The organism is Vibrio aerogenes (genome assembly GCF_024346755.1).
Classification (GTDB): Bacteria; Pseudomonadota; Gammaproteobacteria; order Enterobacterales; family Vibrionaceae; genus Vibrio; species Vibrio aerogenes.
This window is the reverse complement of record NZ_AP024862.1, coordinates 538,436-557,819: the sequence shown is the minus strand read 5'-3', so window position 1 is coordinate 557,819 and position 19,384 is coordinate 538,436. Positions and strand designations below refer to the sequence as shown.

Genomic DNA, 19,384 nt, shown 5'->3' with positions numbered 1-19,384 from the left:
ATGAATGCAGCAATTTTTACTCCCCCGAAAACGCCACTGGTTGAAACACGTGGTCTGGTCAAACACTTCGGCCATATCATCGCACTCAATGGCATTGACATGAAGGTTCATGCAGGTGAAGTGCTCTGTCTGCTCGGAGACAACGGAGCCGGTAAATCAACCCTGATTAAAACCCTTTCCGGTGTCCATGCCCCGACCAAAGGCGAGCTGCGGGTCCGGGGAGAGCCGGTCCGTTTTAACAGTCCGAGAGATGCACTGGATGCAGGCATCGCCACGGTTTATCAGGATCTGGCGATGATTCCGCTGATGTCGATTACCCGTAACTTTTTTATGGGCCGGGAACCCCTCAAACATAAGTTTGGCCTGAAGTACATTGACATGAAACTGGCCAATGAAGTCACGCATGAGGAGATGCAGAAAATCGGCATTGATATCCGTGACCCGGAACAGGCAGTCGGCACCTTATCCGGTGGTGAAAGACAGTGTGTCGCCATTGCGCGGGCAGTTTATTTCGGCGCTCAGGTGCTGATTCTGGATGAACCGACCTCAGCACTGGGTGTTGCACAAACCTCAATGGTCCTGAAATATATCAATCAGGTCCGCGGTAAGGGGCTGGGCGTCATTTTTATCACCCACAACGTACGCCATGCGTATGCAGTCGGCGATAACTTCACCATCCTCAACCGGGGACAGACACTCGGCACTTATAAAAAATCTGAAATTACCACGGATGAGCTGCAAAATCTGATGGCGGGCGGAAAAGAGCTGCAAACGCTGTCCGAAGAGCTGGGCGGTACGATCTAATCAGGCTGTTCTTCCGTGTCAGATATGCTCCCGGAGTCACCCTGCTCCTTCCCCCCGATGTGACAAACTGCTCCGGTTTCTCCGGAGCGCTCCGGGAGCATCCTTTCATGTCACAGCAGAAACACCCGCAAGATCAATCCGCTTCGATCATGTCAAAATACAGCAAGTCAAATCTCAGCTTTCCTGCTTTGCCTGACGCATCTGATTAACACACTGTGCTGGTTTGTAAAACATCACCACATTGCCAAAAAGAATCAGTATCAGCCCCACAACCGCAGATTCCGTCCAGATATAACCTTCATAAACGGTGGAAACCCCCAGTGCAACCAGCGGAAACAACACCGTCGCATAAGCGGCTGCGCCGGTACCAATTCGCCCGACCAGCGCAAAATAACTGCCAAAACCTACCACGCTGCCAAAAACTGCCAGATAAAGTAACGCCCCCACATAACTGACAGAGGCTTCAAAGCGAAACGGAGTTTGAGTCAACAGAATCACGGCCAGCATGGTACAGGTGCCATACAACATGGCCCAGGCATTGGTTGAAAGCACATCCAAACCTTTTTTCTGATGGCGTGCTGTGATGATATTACCGATAGAAAAGCCATACGTTCCCAGCAGACACAAGCCAATGCCATAGAAAGTTTCAGCACTTAAATCCTGTGCCATCAAACTTTCCCAAAACAGGCTGATAATTCCTGAAATGCCAAAGCTGCCGGCAATCAATAACTTCCGGGTCAGACGCTGGCCAAGAAATATCACACCGTTGACCGCATTAAACAGTATCGCCATCGAGAACAAGACCGATTCCAGCCCGCTGTTGATATAGTAATTTGCCGAATAAAAACACAGAAAATTAAAACAGAACACACACATGCCCTGTAGCAGACAGAACAGGTGGTCTTGCCGCTTGATCCGGTGTAAACGTCCCATGATTTTCAACCCGCCAAGCAGCAGGACAGCAGCCAAAGCAAAACGATAAAAAATCGAGACCATCACCGGCACATCCCCCACCTGCAAGGCAATCGCATACCAGGTTGTCCCCCAGATGAGTACCGTGCTGCCATACAAAAGCCCGTTTATTGCCACACCATTCGACATGTATTTATCCTTAAAAAGCTGATTTTCAGCTGCATTGTGACAGAGAGAAGCGTGGGAAGATTGCAGGTATTTGCCGGAGGATTGCATATTCTTGCGGTTTTTTTGCGGGCGATAAAATTCAGGCAGACGTTCACCCCGGTGCGCCGCGCCGGAATCTACACCCAATCACCGGCTAAAGTGTTTATACCCATCTATGGGTATATATTTCCTTATGAGCTGTTCGATGGCGGAAATAATTATTTCTGAATCATTCTATCTCATAATAACTAATTCTATACACTGATGGTTTTTTATCGTATTTTATCAGCGATTAAATATAGACCGTTGTATTTAAAGAATGTTTTTGTAATTTATTTCATGAAAAAATACGGACAGTCTTATGTTTTTTCGAATACACCCATATATGGGTATATAAAAAACCAGATTCAAAACTCTGCAAATAATTATAAATTTAATGAATTTAAAGTTTACTGAACAACGTATTTTATGATAAATGCGCGAGAAATGTATTAAAAGGAATTGATGATGAATAAGGTGTCCATCCGTCACAAATTAATCATTATGTCGGTCGTTCCATTAATAGGATTATTAATGATCGTGACGATCGCAATGATAAAACTGGAAACCGCCAGCGAAGGCGTCAACCGGATTTACAACGACAGAATTATCCCGCTGGAACAGTTGAAAGATATCGCTGACAGCTATGCTGTCTCTGTCATAGATAACATTAATAAAGCAAACAGCGGGCTGATTGATGGTGCCACTGCCCTGAAAGATATTCAGCGTGCCAGAGAGAAAATTGCGACCCGCTGGCGCACTTACACCAGCACGGAATTAACGCCACAGGAAACAGTGCTGGTCAGAGAGTCAGAGCGGTTGTTTAAACAGGCAAATCAGGCCCTGGATCGGGTCGGTCAGGTGCTGAGCCGGCCAGATATGCAGGGAAATGTTAAAAACAGGCTCAACGATTTCGATGGTGCTCTGTATGAAGATATTGATCCGATCAGTGAAGCCATTACCCGGCTGGTCACGCTGCAACTCCGGGTATCCGCTCAGGAAAGGGACAAAATTAATCAGAATTATCAAAGCAGCCGCTTCATTTTTATTGTGCTTTCAGTGGTGACGTTACTACTGATTTCACTGATTGGTATCACGACTTTCCTGAGTATCAAAGGACCGCTCGCGAAACTGGCCCACTCCATTGACCTCATCACCAAAGAGTCCGACCTGTCTCAGGAAATCAGACTGGAAGGTAAAAATGAGCTGGTTGATATTGCCACCGGATTCAATGTGATGGTCAGGCAATTACGTGAACTGGTGTCTAACATTAATCAGTCGGCCCAGTCGCTTGCCTCTTCGTCTGAAGAACTGAATTCCGTCAGTCTTCAGTCCAGAGATACCGTGAAAAAGCAGCATGATGAAATTCAGATGGTGGCAACAGCCGTGACTGAAATGCTTTCAACGGCCAATGAAATTGCCGGCAGTGCAGAAACAGCCAATCATGAAACCAGCCAGACATCACAACAGGTTTCGCAGGGAAATATCACCGTGCAGCAAGGGACACAGGCCGTCGGGGATCTGGTCAATGAAATTCAGGAAATTTCATCACAGATTAAACAAGTGGATACGTTCAGTGAAAATATCACTTCCGTGGTGACGGTGATTCAGGGAATTGCTGAACAGACGAATCTGCTGGCACTGAATGCTGCCATTGAAGCGGCCAGAGCCGGAGAACAAGGCCGCGGGTTTGCTGTTGTTGCCGATGAAGTCAGGCAACTGGCTCAGCAAAGCCAGTCCTCGACAGTTGAAATCAAAGAGGCCATCGAAAGTCTGCAGGTCGCGACTAAAACCGCAGTCACCATGATGGATAAAAATAACCAGCGGGCGCTGACGACAGGAGAAAATGCCGCAGAAGCCGGACAGATTCTGGATGAAATTTCACAGGCCGTGCTGATTATCCGTGATATGAATACCCAGATAGCGACAGCTTCTGAACAACAAAGCTCCGTTTGTCATGAGATCGATCGTTCTGTCACGTCCATTAATGAGGCAGCCGTAGAATCTTCCAGTGGCGCCGATCAGATTGCTGATGCAAGCCGGGAAGTGACTCAGATTGCTCAGGATTTGCTGGGACAGGTCAGGCAATTCAGAATTTAGTCCCGAAAGTCAGACCGGCCAGGCTGCAAGAATTCACGCGATGAGAAAGAGTGAGTCTCATCAACAGCACTCACTTTTCAGGAAAAGGGCCGGTCTCTGCCAGCGCCTGAATAAGCGTCTCAATTTTGTCGATAGCGGTATTTCCGTAGCCAAGCACAACCCCGCGCCAAGACCGGGACGGCGAAGCAGTCATTTCATAATCTCCCAAAGGCCGGATAATGAGGCCGGCCTTTCGGGCCCGGCTGCACCAGCACTTTTCCTCCAGACCCGCGTGCCATTTCAGCGTAATATGAAGCCCTGCCGGCTGGCTGATAATCTCAATCCGGGAGCCAAAATGATGACGGACAGCAAGGCAGATAGTTTTATATTTCTCCTGATAAAGCCGCCTCATCTTGCGGATATGGCGTAGCAGATGTCCCTCCTGAATCATCGCGGCAACTGCCGCCTGAGTGTGACCCGGCGAATCGCCGGTTAAAGCATTCTTCAGCATCAGACACCGCTCAACCCACGCTTCCGGCACAACGAGATACCCCAGCCGCAACCCGTTAAACAGAATTTTACTGAACGACCCGATATAACAGACACAACCCGCCTTATCCATTTGAGCCGCCAGCCCTTGCAGACTGGTATAAGGCCGGTGTGCAAACTGAAATTCACTATCATAATCATCTTCAATAATCAGTCGCTGCCGGGAAGAAGCCCACTCAATCAGGCGGATGCGTTGCTCCGTGTTTAGTGTTGTCCCCATCGGGTACTGATGGCTGGGTGTGAGATAGACCATTTTAGCCGCACTGTTGAGTACATGATCGACATCCACGCCGGTTTTCTCATAAACGGGCAAAGGCTCAATCGTGTGACCAAGCACCTGAATCACTTTACTCATCTGTACATAGCCGGGTTGCTCCATTAAAACCGTCTCCGGATGTGGCAAAGTTGCCATGACAGCAATCGATAATGCCTGCTGTGCGCCAGACGTAATAATGATTTGCGTCTCCCGGCACCGGACGGCGCGGCTGGTTGCCAGATAGTGCACTAAAGCGTGCCGGAGTTCCGCATCTCCCTGTACATCCTGATTGCCCATTAGATGTCTGCGCTCCAGCTGTCTTTGCAGCATCAGCCGCCACTGATGGTACGGAAAGGCACTTAAATCCGGCACACCGGGCGCAAAAGACTGATTTTCATCAAAAGCCGGTTCAGCAAGGACACGGGCAACCGGCAGTGCCGGCGCAACACGCAATTGTTCCGGTAACTGAACAGCGACATAGAAGCCAGAGCGGTGACGACTCTCCAGATAACCTTCTGCAGTCAGCTGTTCATAAGCCGCTGAGACCGTGTTCCGGCTGAGTGTCAGACTCTGTGCCAGCTTGCGGGTAGAAGGCAGTTTCCCGCCTATGGGCCATAGCCCTGAGATAATTTTGTTGCGGATAGCATGAAAAAGCTGCGCCTGACGGGTGTTCCACGTTTGGTCCAATTGCAAATCACCAATATCTATCAGCATCATTCTGGCTCCTTCATTATTATAAAACTGGCGCTTAATACCATACCAGTTTAATTCTAAAGTCACATCAATCATCACGTTCAACATCAATCAGGGAGCCATGATGTTATCAACAACCTCGAGAACTCAAATTCACAAAGGTCCGCATAAAGCCGTTCAGTCACCAGAATCACTGTACCAGATTATTGATGAATCGAAGGTAGCACATATAGGATTGATTCAGGAGCACGGGCCAGTCGTCATCCCGATGCTGGCCTGGCGGGTGGATAACCATGTTTATATTCATGGTGCTAATAACAGCCGTTTAATGCGCCATTTCAAACAGGGAAATCCGGCCTGTCTGACTTTTACCTTATTCGACGGTTGGGTGCTGGCACGTTCAGCATTTCATCACGGCGCACATTATCGTTCTGCTGTGGTTTATGGCCAATTCATCCCTGTTGACTCTGCTGAAGAGAAAGATCGACTGTTGAACCATTTTATTGAGCAGATTGCACCGGGACGCACAAAAGACATTCGCCTGAGTCATGATCGGGAGCTTGCAGCCACCATGCTGCTGGCCATGCCGCTGGATGAAGCGTCAGTAAAAATCAGCAGAAACGGCGTGAATGATGACGAATCGGATCTCGGACATCCGGTCTGGGCTGGCGTCGTGCCTTACCGCACCATCGTCGGGCCATTGCAACCAGCGCCGGATTTATCCCCCGGCATCGAAACGCCGGACTATAGTGCCGCCTATGCAGAACACTGGGAAGACAGTTGCAGGGATGTATGAGATTGACGGAGCGAAGCCAGACGATTTTCCTGTGGTATCAAAGTCACCGATTCGTTTCGCTGGTACAGGCAGCTTTTGGCGCAAGCGCCCCAGACGGTTTTTGAAAGACCAAAAACCGCCGAAAAAGTCTTTTTTATATTTGGCTTGGGTGCGCGCGGGACAGGACCAATTTTTATCGCCCTCCCTGGCGAGAAAAATTTTGAACAGACGTCGTGTCTGTTCATCCTTTGAACTTTCTTTTATTTGAGATCCGCTCGTTCCCATGCTGTGCGTGGGAATGCATACCGGGACTTGAAGAAAGCAGCTCATTTCCCTTATTGCCGACTGATGCAAATTCACTACAATGGAAGAAACCAGCCACCAAAAACGCGGTCAAATCGCATGTTAAAGCTTCCAGCTTCTGTGTCATCTATGGTGCGCTAATTCGTTTCGCTGACCCAAGCGGCTTTTGGCGCAAGCGCCCCAGACGGTTTTTGAAAGACCAAAAACCGCCGAAAAAGTCTTTTTTATATTTGGCTTGAGTGCGCGCGTGACAGGACCAATTTTTATCGCCCTCCCTGGCGAGAAAAATTTTGAACAGACGTCGTGTCTGTTCATCCTTTGGACTTTCTTTTATTTGAGACTGTTTCCGCTCGTTCCCATGCTGCGCGTGGGAATGCATACCGGGACTTGAAGAAAGCAGCTCATTTTTTCCCTTATTTCTGCCTGATGCAAATTCACTGCAATGGAAGAAACCAGCTACCACAAGCGCGGCCAAATCGCATGTTAAAGCTTCCAGCTTCAGTGCCATCTATGGTGCGCCAGTTCGTTTCGCTGACCCAAGCAGCTTTTGGCGCAAGCGCCCCAGACGGTTTTTGAAAGACCAAAAACCGCCGAAAAAGTCTTTTTGCAACTCGTTCCCATGCTCCGCGTGGGAATGCATACCGGGACTTGAAGAAGACAGCTCACTCCCCTTCTTGCCGCCTGATGCAAATTCACGACACTAAGGGTGTTGAAATTCAGGGACGAATTTCAAGGTTTGCTGAGCAGGATGCGAATCGAACCGTACCCCGGCTCACATGTGATGAACTAAAAATGCATCAGGAAAACGGCAATTCGGGGCGATTTTTTCTGCTTCGTCTTTTTCATCGGGGAAAAAGATGAAGTGGTGCGCGTTCACCAGTGCCACTTGGATCAACGCGACAAATAAGCGTACCAAACCAGCCACCACGGCCAAAAGCTTCCACCATCCCTCAGACCCTTTTTTTCAACCCCTCTGTAACTTATTGATTTTAAATCCCCAAATCAGACGCTCAAAAAAAGGGGGTTTTGCGAAGTTTTCAGCCACATCCCTGTTGCTTTCTGGCCTGAGCGGCTATACTGCAACGGTTTACTGCCGTATAGGCAGCTTAGAAAAGTCAGGCCAATGCATCGGCGACTTCAGCCCAGTTTACTGCCGTATAGGCAGCTTAGAAATTGAGTCAGTCAACATTACCGTCAACACTGAAGTTTACTGCCGTATAGGCAGCTTAGAAAAGGCGACCACAGCTACGGCTCAGGCAGAGTTAGTTTACTGCCGTATAGGCAGCTTAGAAATGAGCAATTTGATCGACACTTGAACGCTCTCCGTTTACTGCCGTATAGGCAGCTTCAGAATGGTTCAAACCGGGAAGAGAGCCGTTACCAGCTCTTCTTCGGTGATCTCATAATGCACCGAAAGACGGGCATCAATACAGCGTAACAATAACGTTCTTACTCAAAACTAAGTTAATCCAGAGCTGCTTTCATGCGGCTCTTTTTGCCTGAGAGATCACTGAGATTTATCTTATTTAAATGCTGTGTTTTGTTGCCTTTGGTTCCATATCGATTATTCCAGATAAATAAGAGCTTATTTCCCCGGTTTGAAGCAATAGAATTTCAAAATAAACCATTCAACATAATCATTAACGCTGGCTCAGGTGAACATCATGAAAATAAATTATATCAGTATCACCAATGGGGGCTGTTATGCCTAAAGCTGCCCGTTTAGGTGACTCGTCTTCAGGACATAGTTGCTTTCCTGCTACACCGATTGTTGCAGGCAGCCCGGATGTGTCGATTAATGGCAAACCAGCCGCCAGAAAGGGAGACACCGTAATTCCGCATGGATGCCCCTGCCCATATACACCTCATGGCTTTCATGGCCGGAGCATTTCTGCTGGTTCTTCGAATGTTTCAATTAATGGTAAACCTGCTGCCAGAGTCGGAGACGCGATTGATTGTGGCGGCTCAGTTGCTGCCGGGTCAGGTAATGTATTTATCGGTGACACTCCTTATCAGGCTGAAACTTTTGACTGCGGTAAGGATGCCGTTGCTGAAAAACAAGCTTTCCTTAAAATTACACCAATCTCTGATGCTGTGAGCGCACATTGGACAAGTCCGGTTTTTTATCCGGAACAGATGACTAAGTTAGTAAAGAATGAAGCGCAAGCTATTGATCTTCCAGAGCCAACAATAAAACAAATGTTAGCTCACCCAGAGCTGGATGGTATTAATCCGGTTAACCTTGATCCTGCTTCTATGTTGGCAGAAGACGTCGAATCGTTTATCGAGGCCGGGAAAGACTTTATCAAAGAGCCATCATGGCAAAGTGCTGCTGTTATGGCTGCAATTGCAATTCCCGGCAAATTTGCTGACGAAGCGGTAGAAAAAATAGTAAAAACCAAATTTGTTGGTAAGTATAAAGGGAAAGATATCACGCTTGACGATGTTGAAGTCAAGCCAGTTTTGTATGAAAAGCGGGATCGGGAAACGTACCGGGCATTAAGACGTGAGTTCGATAATTCAGTGCGTAAAGACTTTTTGAAGACATTGGCAACTGATCCCACAGCTTTAAAACAGTTGAAAAAGCATGGTGTTAAAGAGAGTGAAATAGCTAAGCTGGCAAAAGGGAAAGTACCGAAAGGTTATCAGGTGCATCATAAATTACCGCTGGATGATGGGGGGACAAACGATTTTGATAATCTGGTTTTAATCCGTAACTCACCAGAGCATTCAGTGTTTACAACCTACCAAAAACAGACAACAGGCTCATTAGAAGCTGGCTCAGGAACTGAGTTACAATGGCCGGTGCCAAATGGAACAGTATTTCCCAAAAAATGAGATGCGTAACCAATGAACATAAATGACATTTTAAACCGCTTAAAAATTGAAGATCAGAAAGAAGCTGATGAGTTCGAAGAAGGTTTTTTACTGGATGCTGCTCAGGCCGATGATATTGAGCAATTAAAGCGTACTGTAGATGAGAAGTTTGGTATCGAAATTTCTCCGGAATATCTCGAACTACTCAGGCTTTCCAATGGTTTTTCAGTGAATGGGCTGAACCTCTACGCAACTCAACCCTACGATGAGGATTACTTCATTGATGGTATTATTGATATCAATGAAGAATTTCACACGGAAGCCTCCCTAAAAACATATTTTGCTTATGGTGAAGAATCATCAACCCGATTGGTTTATAACCTGAAAACAACCCGATACGAGGCAGTGGATTCGGTCACATGGGAAAAGTTACAGGATTTTGATGCCTTCAGTCAGTTACTGGATTATGTGATTGAGGAAAGCTGTATTTTTGACTAATCATGTATTACCAGAGCTGGATGCGAATCGAACCGTACCCCGGCTCACATGTGATGAACTGAAAATACATCAGGAAAACGGCAATTCGGGGCGATTTTTTCTGCTTCATCTTTTTCATCGGGGAAAAAGATGAAGTGGTGCGCGTTCACCAATGCCACTTGGATCAGCGCAACAAATAAGCGTACCAAACCAGCCACAACAGTCAAAAGCTTCCACCAGTCCGCAGACCCTTTTTTTCGTCTCTCTGTAACCTATTGATTTTAAATCCCCAAATCGGACGCTCAAAAAAAGGGGGTTTTGCGAAGTTTTCAGCCACATCCCTGTTGCTTTCTGGCCTGAGCGGCTATACTGCAACGGTTTACTGCCGTATAGGCAGCTTAGAAAGGGCATAGGAATCAACCAGTTCCTGACGTTGAGTTTACTGCCGTATAGGCAGCTTAGAAAATATAGACAAATAAATTTAAGCACTTGATAAAGTTTACTGCCGTATAGGCAGCTTAGAAATCCAAACCTCTGTATATGCATGCCCCTTGTATGTTCACTGCCGCACAGGCAGCTTCAGAATGCTTCAGGCCGGGCAGAGAACCGTAGCCAGCTCAAAATCACGCCTCTGCAAGCCGCGCCCGGCAAACCTGTTCTGTTAAAATTTTCAGCTTTTCTGCCTCTTCAGCCAGATAAACCAGCTCTTCTTCGGTGATCTCATAATGCATCGAATAACGGGCATCAATATACGCCCGTTGCAGGCGGCGGAAGCTGCGGCGGTGAAATTTGTCGTCCATCGGGAAAAGACCGGCAAAAGCGATTTCCTGATCGGCACAGTATTTTTTCAGCTTCTCAATATTGTGAGTTTTGGGCAGATAATTGGTCAGTGTCAGTAAGGTACAGGCGAAGAATCGTTCTGTCGATTGGTGTAATTCAAACGCCGCTTTACTTAACCACTGACGTTCCAAATCGTCATGATATGATGTGAAGAATTGCTGCGCACTGACAAACCAGTGATCAAAATGCCCCTGCGCAATCGCCCGGCGCTCTTGGGCAGTTAAGTCTCCCGGCTGGGCCAGTTCCCGCTTATTGGCATCAAACAGTAAAATCCCTTCCTGACGGATGTCCTTAAAAAAGTAGTGACCATTTTGCAGCTGTTCATTCACCTCAGACAGTGTATGTACAATTAACCCCAGTGGCGCACTTTTCACCTGACGCTCAATCTGCTCTTCGGCCTTATGCCAGACAATATCTTCCTCTGCCAGTGCCGGTGTGTTCACTATCACCAGAATATCGTAATCAGAAACATATCCATTGGGGATATCACTCACCCAGCCGCCTTTGGCGTGGCTGCCAAACAGAATGATTTTGTGAATCTTGAACGCGCGCTTTCCCTCAGACTTCCCGACCAGATAATCATCCAGCGTGTTACGCAAAATTGAGGAAATTTGTGCCAGCTCATGCTGCTTATATTCAGGCAGGTGATCGAGTGATGTTTTCATAGAAGATTGAAAATAGCGGCGAATCAACAATGCACATAGTTTGGCGGCGGGAAGAGAAAATGTCTATGGTTTTTGTTGGGTTAACCCGGTTTCTGTAGTCAGCGCAGCAACCGGGTCAGCAGACTATGGATTGCGGTTAAGCATATCAGAAACCCTGAAAGGCTGAGAAACCTGCTGCTTCAACTGCCGTAATTCTTTTGTATCCAGCCTTTTGCTGATGTTCTCAATGTAAAAGTCATGTTCCGGAACCAACTGAAAAATCAAATCCTGAACATCTTTGGATTGATGCCTGACCTGTTGATCGAAATGCTGCTTTGCACGCCGGACGCATTGGTTAAAAGCACTGACAGACAAATAAGCCAGGACTTCTTGTTTATCTTGTTGAGGAAGCTGTTTCAACCACTCAGATTGCGGAAATACCTGGCTCCCCGATCCGGCCTGCTGAACACAGAGTGTTCTTTGCAACTGATAAGCCTGATAACTCTCCGTCAAGCCAGCCCGCTCCTGATGGATTCCGGAACATGCAGAAAGTAATAGTACACCACCAAAACTACAAAGATGCCTGAAAAACACAGCGCCAGAATTTTTGTTCTTTTCCACTTGTGAATCACTCCTGTTCCTGAGCAATGGCTCTGACTTGATCTCTTAGAATTAAAGGGATAGATGTCATCATAATCTGAATTTTCGACATCATATGAACTCAATCGCGAAATATCAATCGGGACAGGCGTTTAATTCCCTGATCAAATCGCATGTTGAAGCTTCCGGCTTCAGTGGCATCTGTGGTGCGCCAATTCATTTCGCTGATCCAAGCGGCTTTTGGCGCAAGCGCCCCAGACGGTTTCCGCTCGTTCCCATGCTGTGCGTGGGAATGCATACCGGGACTTGAAGAAAGCAGCTCATTTCCCTTATTGCCGCCTGATGCAAATTCACTGCAATGGAAGAAACCAGCCACCACAAGCGCGGCCAAATCGCATGTTGAAGCTTCCAGCTTCAGTGTCATCTATGGTGCGCCAATTCGTTTCGCTGACCCAAGCAGCTTTTGGCGCAAGCGCCCCAGACGGTTTTTGAAAGACCAAAAACCGCCGAAAAAGTCTTTTTTATATTTGGCTTGGGTGCGCGCGGGACAGGACCAATTTTTATCGCCCTCCCTGGCGAGAAAAATTTTGAACAGACGTCGTGTCTGTTCATCCTTTGAACTTCTTTTATTTGAGCTCCACTAGTTCCCATGCTGCGCGTGGGAATGCATACCGGGACTTGAAGAAAGCAGCCCATTTCCCTTATTGCCGCCTGATGCCAATCCACGACACTGAGGGCGTTGAAATTCAGGGACGAATTTCAAGGTTCGCTGAGCAGGATGCGAATCGAACCGTACCCCGGCTCACATGTGATGAACTAAAAATGCATCAGGAAGACGGCAATTCGGGGCGATTTTTTCTGCTTCGTCTTTTTCATCGGGGAAAAAGATGAAGTGGTGCGCGTTCACCAATGCCACTTGGATCAGCGTAACAAATGAGCGTACCAAACCAGCCACAACAGTCAAAAACTTCCACCAATCCGCAGACCCTTTTTTTCAACCCCTCTGTAAGTTATTGATTTTAAATCCTCAAATCTGGTGTTTAAAAAAAGGGGTTTTGCGAAATTTTCAGCCGCATCCCTGTTGCTTTCTGGCCTGAACGGCTATACTGCAACGGTTCACTGCCGTATAGGCAGCTTAGAAAAACTGTTTTAACCATTCATGATATTCCATAGCGTTCACTGCCGTATAGGCAGCTTAGAAATGTAGTTTGGATTCATCCCCGAACATTTGAGAGTTTACTGCCGTATAGGCAGCTTAGAAAATGACGGACTCATCGACGGCGTAATCAAACACGTTCACTGCCGTATAAACGTCCGACGCTCAACTCAGCGGATGCTGAGTGACATCCATCCGCTCATGCAAGACCCGGATAATATCAATATGGGTTGCTGTGATCTGGTAAAGCACAATGTGATGCCTGAAATGATAGACCCGCAGGCCGGAAAAAATATAATCGGCTGCCCGGCCAAGTTCGGGCATACCCGCCAACACAGACAATTTTTCAGCCAGCTCTCTCAGGTAACGATCTGCCTGACGACGCCCCCACTTATCACAAGTATATTGCCAGATGTCGAGCATATCCTGACGGGCCAATGGCCTGATAAAAGGAGTGACACTCATACGCCGGCGCGTTTTCTGGCTTCACAAAGCAGATCTTCTACGTCAAACGGCGCTGGTTCACCGCTTTCAAGTCCGGCATTGGCTGCGCTGCGAAGCGCAATTAATTTCGCCTGATAGACTTCGTCCTGCTGCATTTTTAACCGTAATGCTTCACGAATCACTTCACTGGCGTTGTTATACATACCGGTATCCAGTTGCTGCCGGATATAGTCTTCAAAGACAGCACTTAAATTGACATTCATCAGTCGTTCCTCCCGGGTTCATCCTATCTTTATGTCTGATATTGTCAATATTAGACATATATTTAACCCAAGGCGATTTTCGGCCTTAGTGGAATGATACTTCAGACCCTTTTGCAGCTCGTTCCCATGCTCCGCGTGGGAATGCATACCGGGCTTGAAGATGGAAGAAACCAGCCACCACAAACGCGGCCAAATCGCATGTTGAAGCTTCCAGCTTCAGTGTCATCTATGGTGCGCTAATTCGTTTCGCTGATCCAAGCGGCTTTTGGCGCAAGCGCCCCAGACGGTTTTTGAAAGACCAAAAACCGCCGAAAAAGTCTTTTTTATATTTAGCTTCAGTGTGCGCGGGACAGGACCAATTTTTATCGCCCTCCCTGGCGAGAAAAATTTTGAACAGACGTCGTGTCTGTTCATCCTTTGAACTTTCTTTTATTTGAGATGGTTTGTCTGACGATTCAGTTCGCTCCCCTTATTGCCGCCTGATGCAAATCCACGACACTGAGGGCGTTGAAATTCAGGGATGAATTTCAAGGTTCGCTGAGCAGGATGCGAATCGAACCGTACCCCGGCTCACATGTGATGAACTAAAAATGCATCAGGAAAACGGCAATTCGGGGCGATTTTTTCTGCTTCGTCTTTTTCATCGGGGAAAAAGATGAAGTGGTGCGCGTTCACCAGTGCCACTTGGATCAACGCGACAAATAAGCGTACCAAACCAGTCACCACAGCCAAAAGCTTCCGCCATCCCGCAGACCCTTTTTTCAGCGCCTTTGTAACTTATTGATTTTAAATCCCCAAATCAGACGCTCAAAAAAAGGGTTTTTGCGAAGTTTTCAGCCGTAGCCCTGTTGCTTTCTGGCCTGAGCGGCTATACTGCAACGGTTCACTGCCGTATAGGCAGCTTAGAAAATATTGTGCAGCGAGACGGGTTAACAGGTTCAGTTCACTGCCGTATAGGCAGCTTAGAAAAGCTAATGCAGCACAGCGAAGGTAAGCGATGTGTTCACTGCCGTATAGGCAGCTTAGAAAACTGGGTCGACGGTTTACAATGCATCTGACGAGTTTACTGCCGCACAGGCAGCTCAACCACGCCAACTTAACAAAACATAATAATTATTCTTGATTGAATAACACCGGGTTGCTTAACATAAGTGCCCGGTTTTACAACAAGGACAGCACCGTGGTACAGGAATTCTCCCCCAGCGAACTCAAAACCATTCTCCATTCCAAACGTGCAAATCTGTACTACCTGCAACACTGCCGGGTTTTATTCAACGCCGGGCGGGTGGAATATCTCACCGATCAGGGAAAAGAAAGCCTGTACTGGAATATTCCGATTGCCAATACCACCGTGATTATGCTTGGCACCGGCACATCTATCACACAACCAGCCATGCGGGAACTGGCTAAAGCCGGCGTCTTGGTCGGGTTTTGTGGCGGTGGCGGAGCGCCTTTATATGCTGCCAATGAAGTTCAGGTCGATGTTTCGTGGCTGACGCCACAGTCCGAGTATCGCCCGACAGAATACCTGCAACAGTGGTGCAGCTTCTGGTTTGATGATAAAAAACGCCTTGAAGCAGCAAAAATGCTCCAGCGGGAACGGTTGAAACAGATCCGTACCCACTGGCCGTCTCTGCAAGATCCTGAAACCTTTGCAATTCACACCAACCGGCTGGAAACCGCCCTGAAGCGGTTTGAAGACAATCTGGACAGCTGCCATACCACGCAAGATCTGCTCTCTCTGGAAGCCACAACAACAAAAGCACTCTATAAACTGGCCTGTGATGGCGTGCAATATGGCGAATTTACCCGCTCAGAACGAGGCAACAGCACCGACATTGCTAACCGCTTTCTCGACCACGGCAACTACCTCGCCTATGGCTTAGCTGCGACGGCCTGCTGGGTGATCGGCCTGCCTCACGGGCTGGCAGTGCTGCACGGAAAAACCCGTCGCGGCGGACTGGTGTTTGATGTCGCCGACATCATCAAAGATGCACTGGTACTGCCACAGGCATTTATCGCCGCTATGGCCGGGGATGATGAACAGGAATTTCGTCAGCGATGCCTGAATCAATTCCGCAAAGGTCAAGCACTGGATGTCATGATTGACACATTACAATCGGCAGCCACACAACTGGCGGAGTGCTGAACATGAATGTGTTCATTGTTTCTGAATGCAGTAAACAAGCGCTCACCCAAACCCGACAAATCCTCGATCAGTTTGCAGAACGTAAAGGCCGCCGCACATGGCAAACGCCAATCACGGCCGAAGGGCTGAAAACCCTGCGGATGCTGCTGCGTAAAAAAGCCCGGCGCAATACCGCCGTTGCCTGTTACTGGATTCGGGGTAAAAATCATACAGAATTGATGTGGATTGTCGGCAACCGGCGCAAGTTTAATGCAGACGGCACCGTGCCAACCAATCTCACCCAGCGGAATATTCTGCGCAGCGGCGATGAAAACCCAATGAACAGCATTCAGGCCGCCGCCCTGATGGCAGGAATTGCCGGGCTGTTTCATGATTTTGGTAAGGCAAATCCGCTGTTTCAGGCCAAATTAGAACGCGGCAGCGGATCAGAACCTTACCGCCATGAATGGCTCTCCTGCCAATGGTTCATTCTGTTTGTCGGCCAGAGAAGTGATCAACAGTGGCTGGAGCACCTGACCCGAATCACCGGCTCAGAAGATATCAGCTTCCCTGCAAGTTTTGATGCCGAAAACCTGACGGGTTTTCATTCCCTGCCAACCATTGCAAAAGCGGTGGCTTGGCTGATTCTGACGCATCACCGGTTGCTTTACGATCACAGCGAACAACAACACGCCTTTGATCAGGTGGACAGCTGGCTTGAAAACACACCAGACGTCAAATGGAATGCCCTCAACCATGAAAAATTTACCGACGCGGAGAAGAAACAGTGCCTGACTTTCCCTGCCGGAACCCCTATCCAAAGCCGGATCTGGCGACGCAAAGCAGCAGCGCTGGCAAAACGGGCACTCAATACGCCAAAACTCTCACACTATGCCACGATTGATCAGCCCTTTCCGCTGCATATTGCCCGGCTGACACTCATGCTGGCCGACCACTGCTATTCGGCCGGACCTGCAACATTGCACTGGCAAGACAGCCGTTATCCCGTCATTGCCAATACAGATCGTAAAACACGGCAAGCCAAACAACAGCTGGATGAACATTGTGTCGGCGTCGCCCATCATGCTTACCTGCTGACGCGCATTCTGCCCCGGTTACGCTCAACGCTGCCTGCCCTGCCACCGATGAAAAAGATGAGACAACCCGGCACTTTGCCTCAGTTTCGCTGGCAGTATCACGCTTACCGGGAAGCTGAAGGACTGGCAGAGTTATCACGGCAGGCAGGATTTTTTGGTGTCAATATGGCCTCCACCGGCAAGGGAAAAACCTTCGCCAATGCCAGAATTATGGCCGCGTTATCAGACCCGCAACAAGGCTGTCGTTTCAGTGTCGCACTGGGGCTGCGCACGCTGACGCTGCAAACCGGTGACGCATTACGTCAAAAGCTGAATCTTGACCAAGAAACCATTGCGGTCCAGATTGGCTCTCAGGCCGTGCGCGATCTCTATGATCACCAAAAGCAACCGGAGATGCAGGCCGGAAATCACGGCAGTGAATCATCCGGCGCCTTTGATGAACTCCCTGAAGTGATTTATGACGGAGAAATCGACAACCATTATCTCAGTGACTGGCTGAAAGCCAGAGGCAACGCGCACAAACTGGTGAGTGCACCGGTTCTGGTCAGCACGGTTGATCATCTGATCACCGCTTCAGAAGGCATTCGCGGCGGGCAGCAAATCGCACCATTACTGCGCCTGCTAACCAGTGACTTAGTTTTGGATGAACCGGATGATTTCTCGCTGGAAGATGATCCGGCGCTGGGGCGTCTGGTCTGGTTTGCCGGGCTGATGGGCTCACGCGTATTACTTTCATCTGCCACGCTAACCCCGGCACTGGTGACGCATCTGTTTGCCTGCTATCAACAAGGGCGGCAGGCATTCAACCGGGTCACCGGGGAGCAGACCACACCCGCGATTCCCTGCGCATGGTTTGATGAATTCAGCACCCGTTCAACGCAATGTGGTGATGAACAAGCATTCAAAACAGCGCATCAGAGTTATGTTGATCACCGGATTGAGCAGCTTCAGCAACACGCACTACCGCTCCATTTACCCCGGTGGCTGCCACTCAAATCAGTCAGTGACAAAGAAGTCTCTCCCGCAGCACACATAGCACATACCATTTATCAGGGCATCTGTGCGCTTTCTGCGGCGCACAAAACACGCCATCCAACACAAACGCAGACGGTTTCCTGCGGCATGGTCAGAATCGCGAATATCGAACCGCTGGTTGCCATTGCCCGACAGCTTTCTGAATTGCCTGCGCCTGATGATTGCCGGATTCATTACTGTGTTTATCACAGCCAGCTGCCACTGGCACAGCGGGCTTATCTGGAACACCGCCTTGATCGCCTGCTTCAGCGCAATGCTGATGCGCCGGAAGCCCTGTTTGAGAATGAAGACGTGAAACAGGCATTGCTTGAGCATCCGGAGCAACATCATATTTTTGTTGTTCTCGCCTCTCCGGTGATAGAAGTCGGACGGGATCTGGATTTCGACTGGGCGATTCTTGAGCCCAGCTCACTTCGATCATGGATTCAGGCCGCAGGACGGGTACAACGCCATCGCCGGATGGTGCCGCAACAGGCCAATATTTATCTGCTCAACCGTAATTATCGTGCATTCACACGGCAAAGTCTGGCGTATACCAAACCGGGATACGAAACAGACCAGCCATTTCAGATCACCGGCAATGGCAATGCTGTGAACTGTCTCAGACTGGCTGAACATGATCTGGCCGCTCAGGTGGATCTGACCACACTCACACCACTGACCGCGATTCCCCGCTTAACGGCAGCGCCACTGAAAGCACTCCTTGATGCGCCCGATTATCATCTGCCGTGGCGGCCAAAAAGCTGGCTGACCCTCGAACATGCCGCTACCATGCTCTCGCTCAACAGTGATTTACGGCCCTGGTGGCAACATCAGCATGCGCATCTGTTTGGTCAATTTCAGCGGCAAACCCGCTTCCGGAAAAGCCGGCCAACCGTCGATTATCTGATGATTCCTGATGAAGAGAGCGGCGATCTAACGCTACAGGAGTTTGACCCACAAGATCAGCAATGGAAAGAGACCGTTCAGCTGAAACTCTGGCAACAAACAGGAACGACACCGGACAATTCTGCCCGGGGCATCAGCTTTTGGGGAGCCGCACCACTGACGGACATCATCGACACGCTTGCTGATCAATTTGAGCTGAGCACGTTGGAGGCGTATCAACGCTTTTCCCGCATCACACTTGATAAGCCCGGTAACAAAACAGCAGGCAAGTCATGGTTTGTCGACCCGGTGTTTGGGGTATTTCGTGGCAGGGAAATGTAAAAACCCGCCGAAGCGGGTTTCCGGAGCTGCCTGTTCGGCAGTGAATCAAATATTTTC

The 19,384-nt window shown here is 48.7% G+C and carries 19 protein-coding genes and 1 CRISPR repeat array; of the genes, 7 read left to right on the top strand and 12 right to left on the bottom strand.

The window, feature by feature from the left end; genetic code table 11:
• Nucleotides 1–804 (top strand): ATP-binding cassette domain-containing protein, encoded by an 804-nt coding sequence (locus OCV29_RS20120; protein WP_073602180.1) that lies wholly within the window; start codon nt 1–3, stop codon nt 802–804.
• 174 nt (nt 805–978) lie between these two features.
• Here OCV29_RS20120 and OCV29_RS20115 read toward each other — a convergent pair whose 3' ends face one another.
• On the bottom strand, nt 979–1,905 hold the full coding sequence (locus OCV29_RS20115) for a DMT family transporter (RefSeq protein ID WP_217653280.1): 927 nt from the start codon (nt 1,903–1,905) through the stop codon (nt 979–981).
• A 522-nt stretch (nt 1,906–2,427) separates the two neighbouring features.
• Here OCV29_RS20115 and OCV29_RS20110 point away from each other — a divergent pair.
• Nucleotides 2,428–4,062: a methyl-accepting chemotaxis protein gene (locus OCV29_RS20110; RefSeq protein ID WP_073602179.1), complete on the top strand. Its 1,635-nt coding sequence runs from the start codon at nt 2,428–2,430 to the stop codon at nt 4,060–4,062.
• Between the two features lie 70 nt (nt 4,063–4,132).
• Here the strand turns inward: OCV29_RS20110 and pdxR are convergent, their stop codons facing one another.
• Nucleotides 4,133–5,563, bottom strand: coding sequence for a MocR-like pyridoxine biosynthesis transcription factor PdxR (gene pdxR, locus OCV29_RS20105; RefSeq protein ID WP_073602256.1), 1,431 nt, complete (start codon nt 5,561–5,563; stop codon nt 4,133–4,135).
• 100 nt (nt 5,564–5,663) lie between these two features.
• Here pdxR and OCV29_RS20100 point away from each other — a divergent pair, with 100 nt between their 5' ends.
• Nucleotides 5,664–6,335, top strand: a complete 672-nt coding sequence (locus OCV29_RS20100; RefSeq protein ID WP_073602178.1) for a pyridoxamine 5'-phosphate oxidase family protein — start codon at nt 5,664–5,666, stop codon at nt 6,333–6,335.
• A gap of 409 nt (nt 6,336–6,744) precedes the next feature.
• Here the strand turns inward: OCV29_RS20100 and OCV29_RS20095 are convergent, their stop codons facing one another.
• On the bottom strand, nt 6,745–7,125 hold the full coding sequence (locus OCV29_RS20095) for a hypothetical protein (protein WP_073602176.1): 381 nt from the start codon (nt 7,123–7,125) through the stop codon (nt 6,745–6,747).
• A 264-nt stretch (nt 7,126–7,389) separates the two neighbouring features.
• Complete coding sequence (locus OCV29_RS20090) at nt 7,390–7,551, bottom strand: hypothetical protein (RefSeq protein WP_175561502.1); 162 nt, start codon at nt 7,549–7,551, stop codon at nt 7,390–7,392.
• 150 nt (nt 7,552–7,701) lie between these two features.
• Nucleotides 7,702–7,970: a CRISPR direct-repeat array (repeat unit 29 nt; unit sequence AGTTTACTGCCGTATAGGCAGCTTAGAAA).
• A gap of 351 nt (nt 7,971–8,321) precedes the next feature.
• Here OCV29_RS20090 and OCV29_RS23690 point away from each other — a divergent pair.
• Together OCV29_RS23690 and OCV29_RS20080 are read left to right on the top strand one after the other, a co-directional pair.
• Entirely contained in the window at nt 8,322–9,455 is a 1,134-nt protein-coding gene (locus OCV29_RS23690) for a PAAR domain-containing protein (RefSeq protein WP_139281492.1), read from the top strand.
• Nucleotides 9,456–9,467: 12 nt separating this feature from the next.
• Complete coding sequence (locus tag OCV29_RS20080; protein ID WP_073602175.1) at nt 9,468–9,932, top strand: YrhA family protein; 465 nt, start codon at nt 9,468–9,470, stop codon at nt 9,930–9,932.
• A 44-nt stretch (nt 9,933–9,976) separates the two neighbouring features.
• Here the strand turns inward: OCV29_RS20080 and OCV29_RS20075 are convergent, their stop codons facing one another.
• The 8 genes from OCV29_RS20075 to OCV29_RS20045 all read right to left on the bottom strand — a co-directional run bounded on the left by OCV29_RS20075 (nt 9,977) and on the right by OCV29_RS20045 (nt 14,590).
• The gene (locus OCV29_RS20075) at nt 9,977–10,138 is read right to left on the bottom strand and encodes a hypothetical protein (RefSeq protein ID WP_175561501.1); all 162 of its coding nucleotides are present in this window, start codon (nt 10,136–10,138) and stop codon (nt 9,977–9,979) included.
• Nucleotides 10,139–10,534: 396 nt separating this feature from the next.
• Complete coding sequence (locus tag OCV29_RS20070) at nt 10,535–11,416, bottom strand: HEPN domain-containing protein (RefSeq protein WP_073602174.1); 882 nt, start codon at nt 11,414–11,416, stop codon at nt 10,535–10,537.
• Between the two features lie 123 nt (nt 11,417–11,539).
• Complete coding sequence (locus tag OCV29_RS20065; RefSeq protein ID WP_073602173.1) at nt 11,540–12,016, bottom strand: hypothetical protein; 477 nt, start codon at nt 12,014–12,016, stop codon at nt 11,540–11,542.
• A 100-nt stretch (nt 12,017–12,116) separates the two neighbouring features.
• The gene (locus tag OCV29_RS20060; RefSeq protein ID WP_139281491.1) at nt 12,117–12,419 is read right to left on the bottom strand and encodes a hypothetical protein; all 303 of its coding nucleotides are present in this window, start codon (nt 12,417–12,419) and stop codon (nt 12,117–12,119) included.
• A 378-nt stretch (nt 12,420–12,797) separates the two neighbouring features.
• On the bottom strand, nt 12,798–12,959 hold the full coding sequence (locus tag OCV29_RS20055; RefSeq protein WP_261887435.1) for a hypothetical protein: 162 nt from the start codon (nt 12,957–12,959) through the stop codon (nt 12,798–12,800).
• Between the two features lie 357 nt (nt 12,960–13,316).
• Nucleotides 13,317–13,616 (bottom strand): type II toxin-antitoxin system RelE/ParE family toxin, encoded by a 300-nt coding sequence (locus OCV29_RS23685; protein ID WP_073602171.1) that lies wholly within the window; start codon nt 13,614–13,616, stop codon nt 13,317–13,319.
• Nucleotides 13,613–13,858 carry a type II toxin-antitoxin system ParD family antitoxin gene (locus tag OCV29_RS20050; protein WP_073602170.1) on the bottom strand — a complete coding sequence of 82 codons (246 nt, stop codon included), beginning with the start codon at nt 13,856–13,858 and terminating at the stop codon, nt 13,613–13,615. Before OCV29_RS20050 ends, OCV29_RS23685 begins: the two co-directional genes overlap by 4 nt.
• Before the next feature lie 570 nt (nt 13,859–14,428).
• The gene (locus OCV29_RS20045; protein WP_175561500.1) at nt 14,429–14,590 is read right to left on the bottom strand and encodes a hypothetical protein; all 162 of its coding nucleotides are present in this window, start codon (nt 14,588–14,590) and stop codon (nt 14,429–14,431) included.
• A gap of 448 nt (nt 14,591–15,038) precedes the next feature.
• Here OCV29_RS20045 and cas1f point away from each other — a divergent pair, with 448 nt between their 5' ends.
• Both cas1f and cas3f read left to right on the top strand, forming a co-directional pair.
• A complete protein-coding gene (cas1f, locus tag OCV29_RS20040) occupies nt 15,039–16,007 on the top strand; it encodes a type I-F CRISPR-associated endonuclease Cas1f (protein ID WP_073602169.1) in 969 nt (322 codons plus the stop codon).
• A 2-nt stretch (nt 16,008–16,009) separates the two neighbouring features.
• The gene (gene cas3f, locus OCV29_RS20035; RefSeq protein ID WP_073602168.1) at nt 16,010–19,327 is read left to right on the top strand and encodes a type I-F CRISPR-associated helicase Cas3f; all 3,318 of its coding nucleotides are present in this window, start codon (nt 16,010–16,012) and stop codon (nt 19,325–19,327) included.
• Nucleotides 19,328–19,384: the final 57 nt, after the last annotated feature.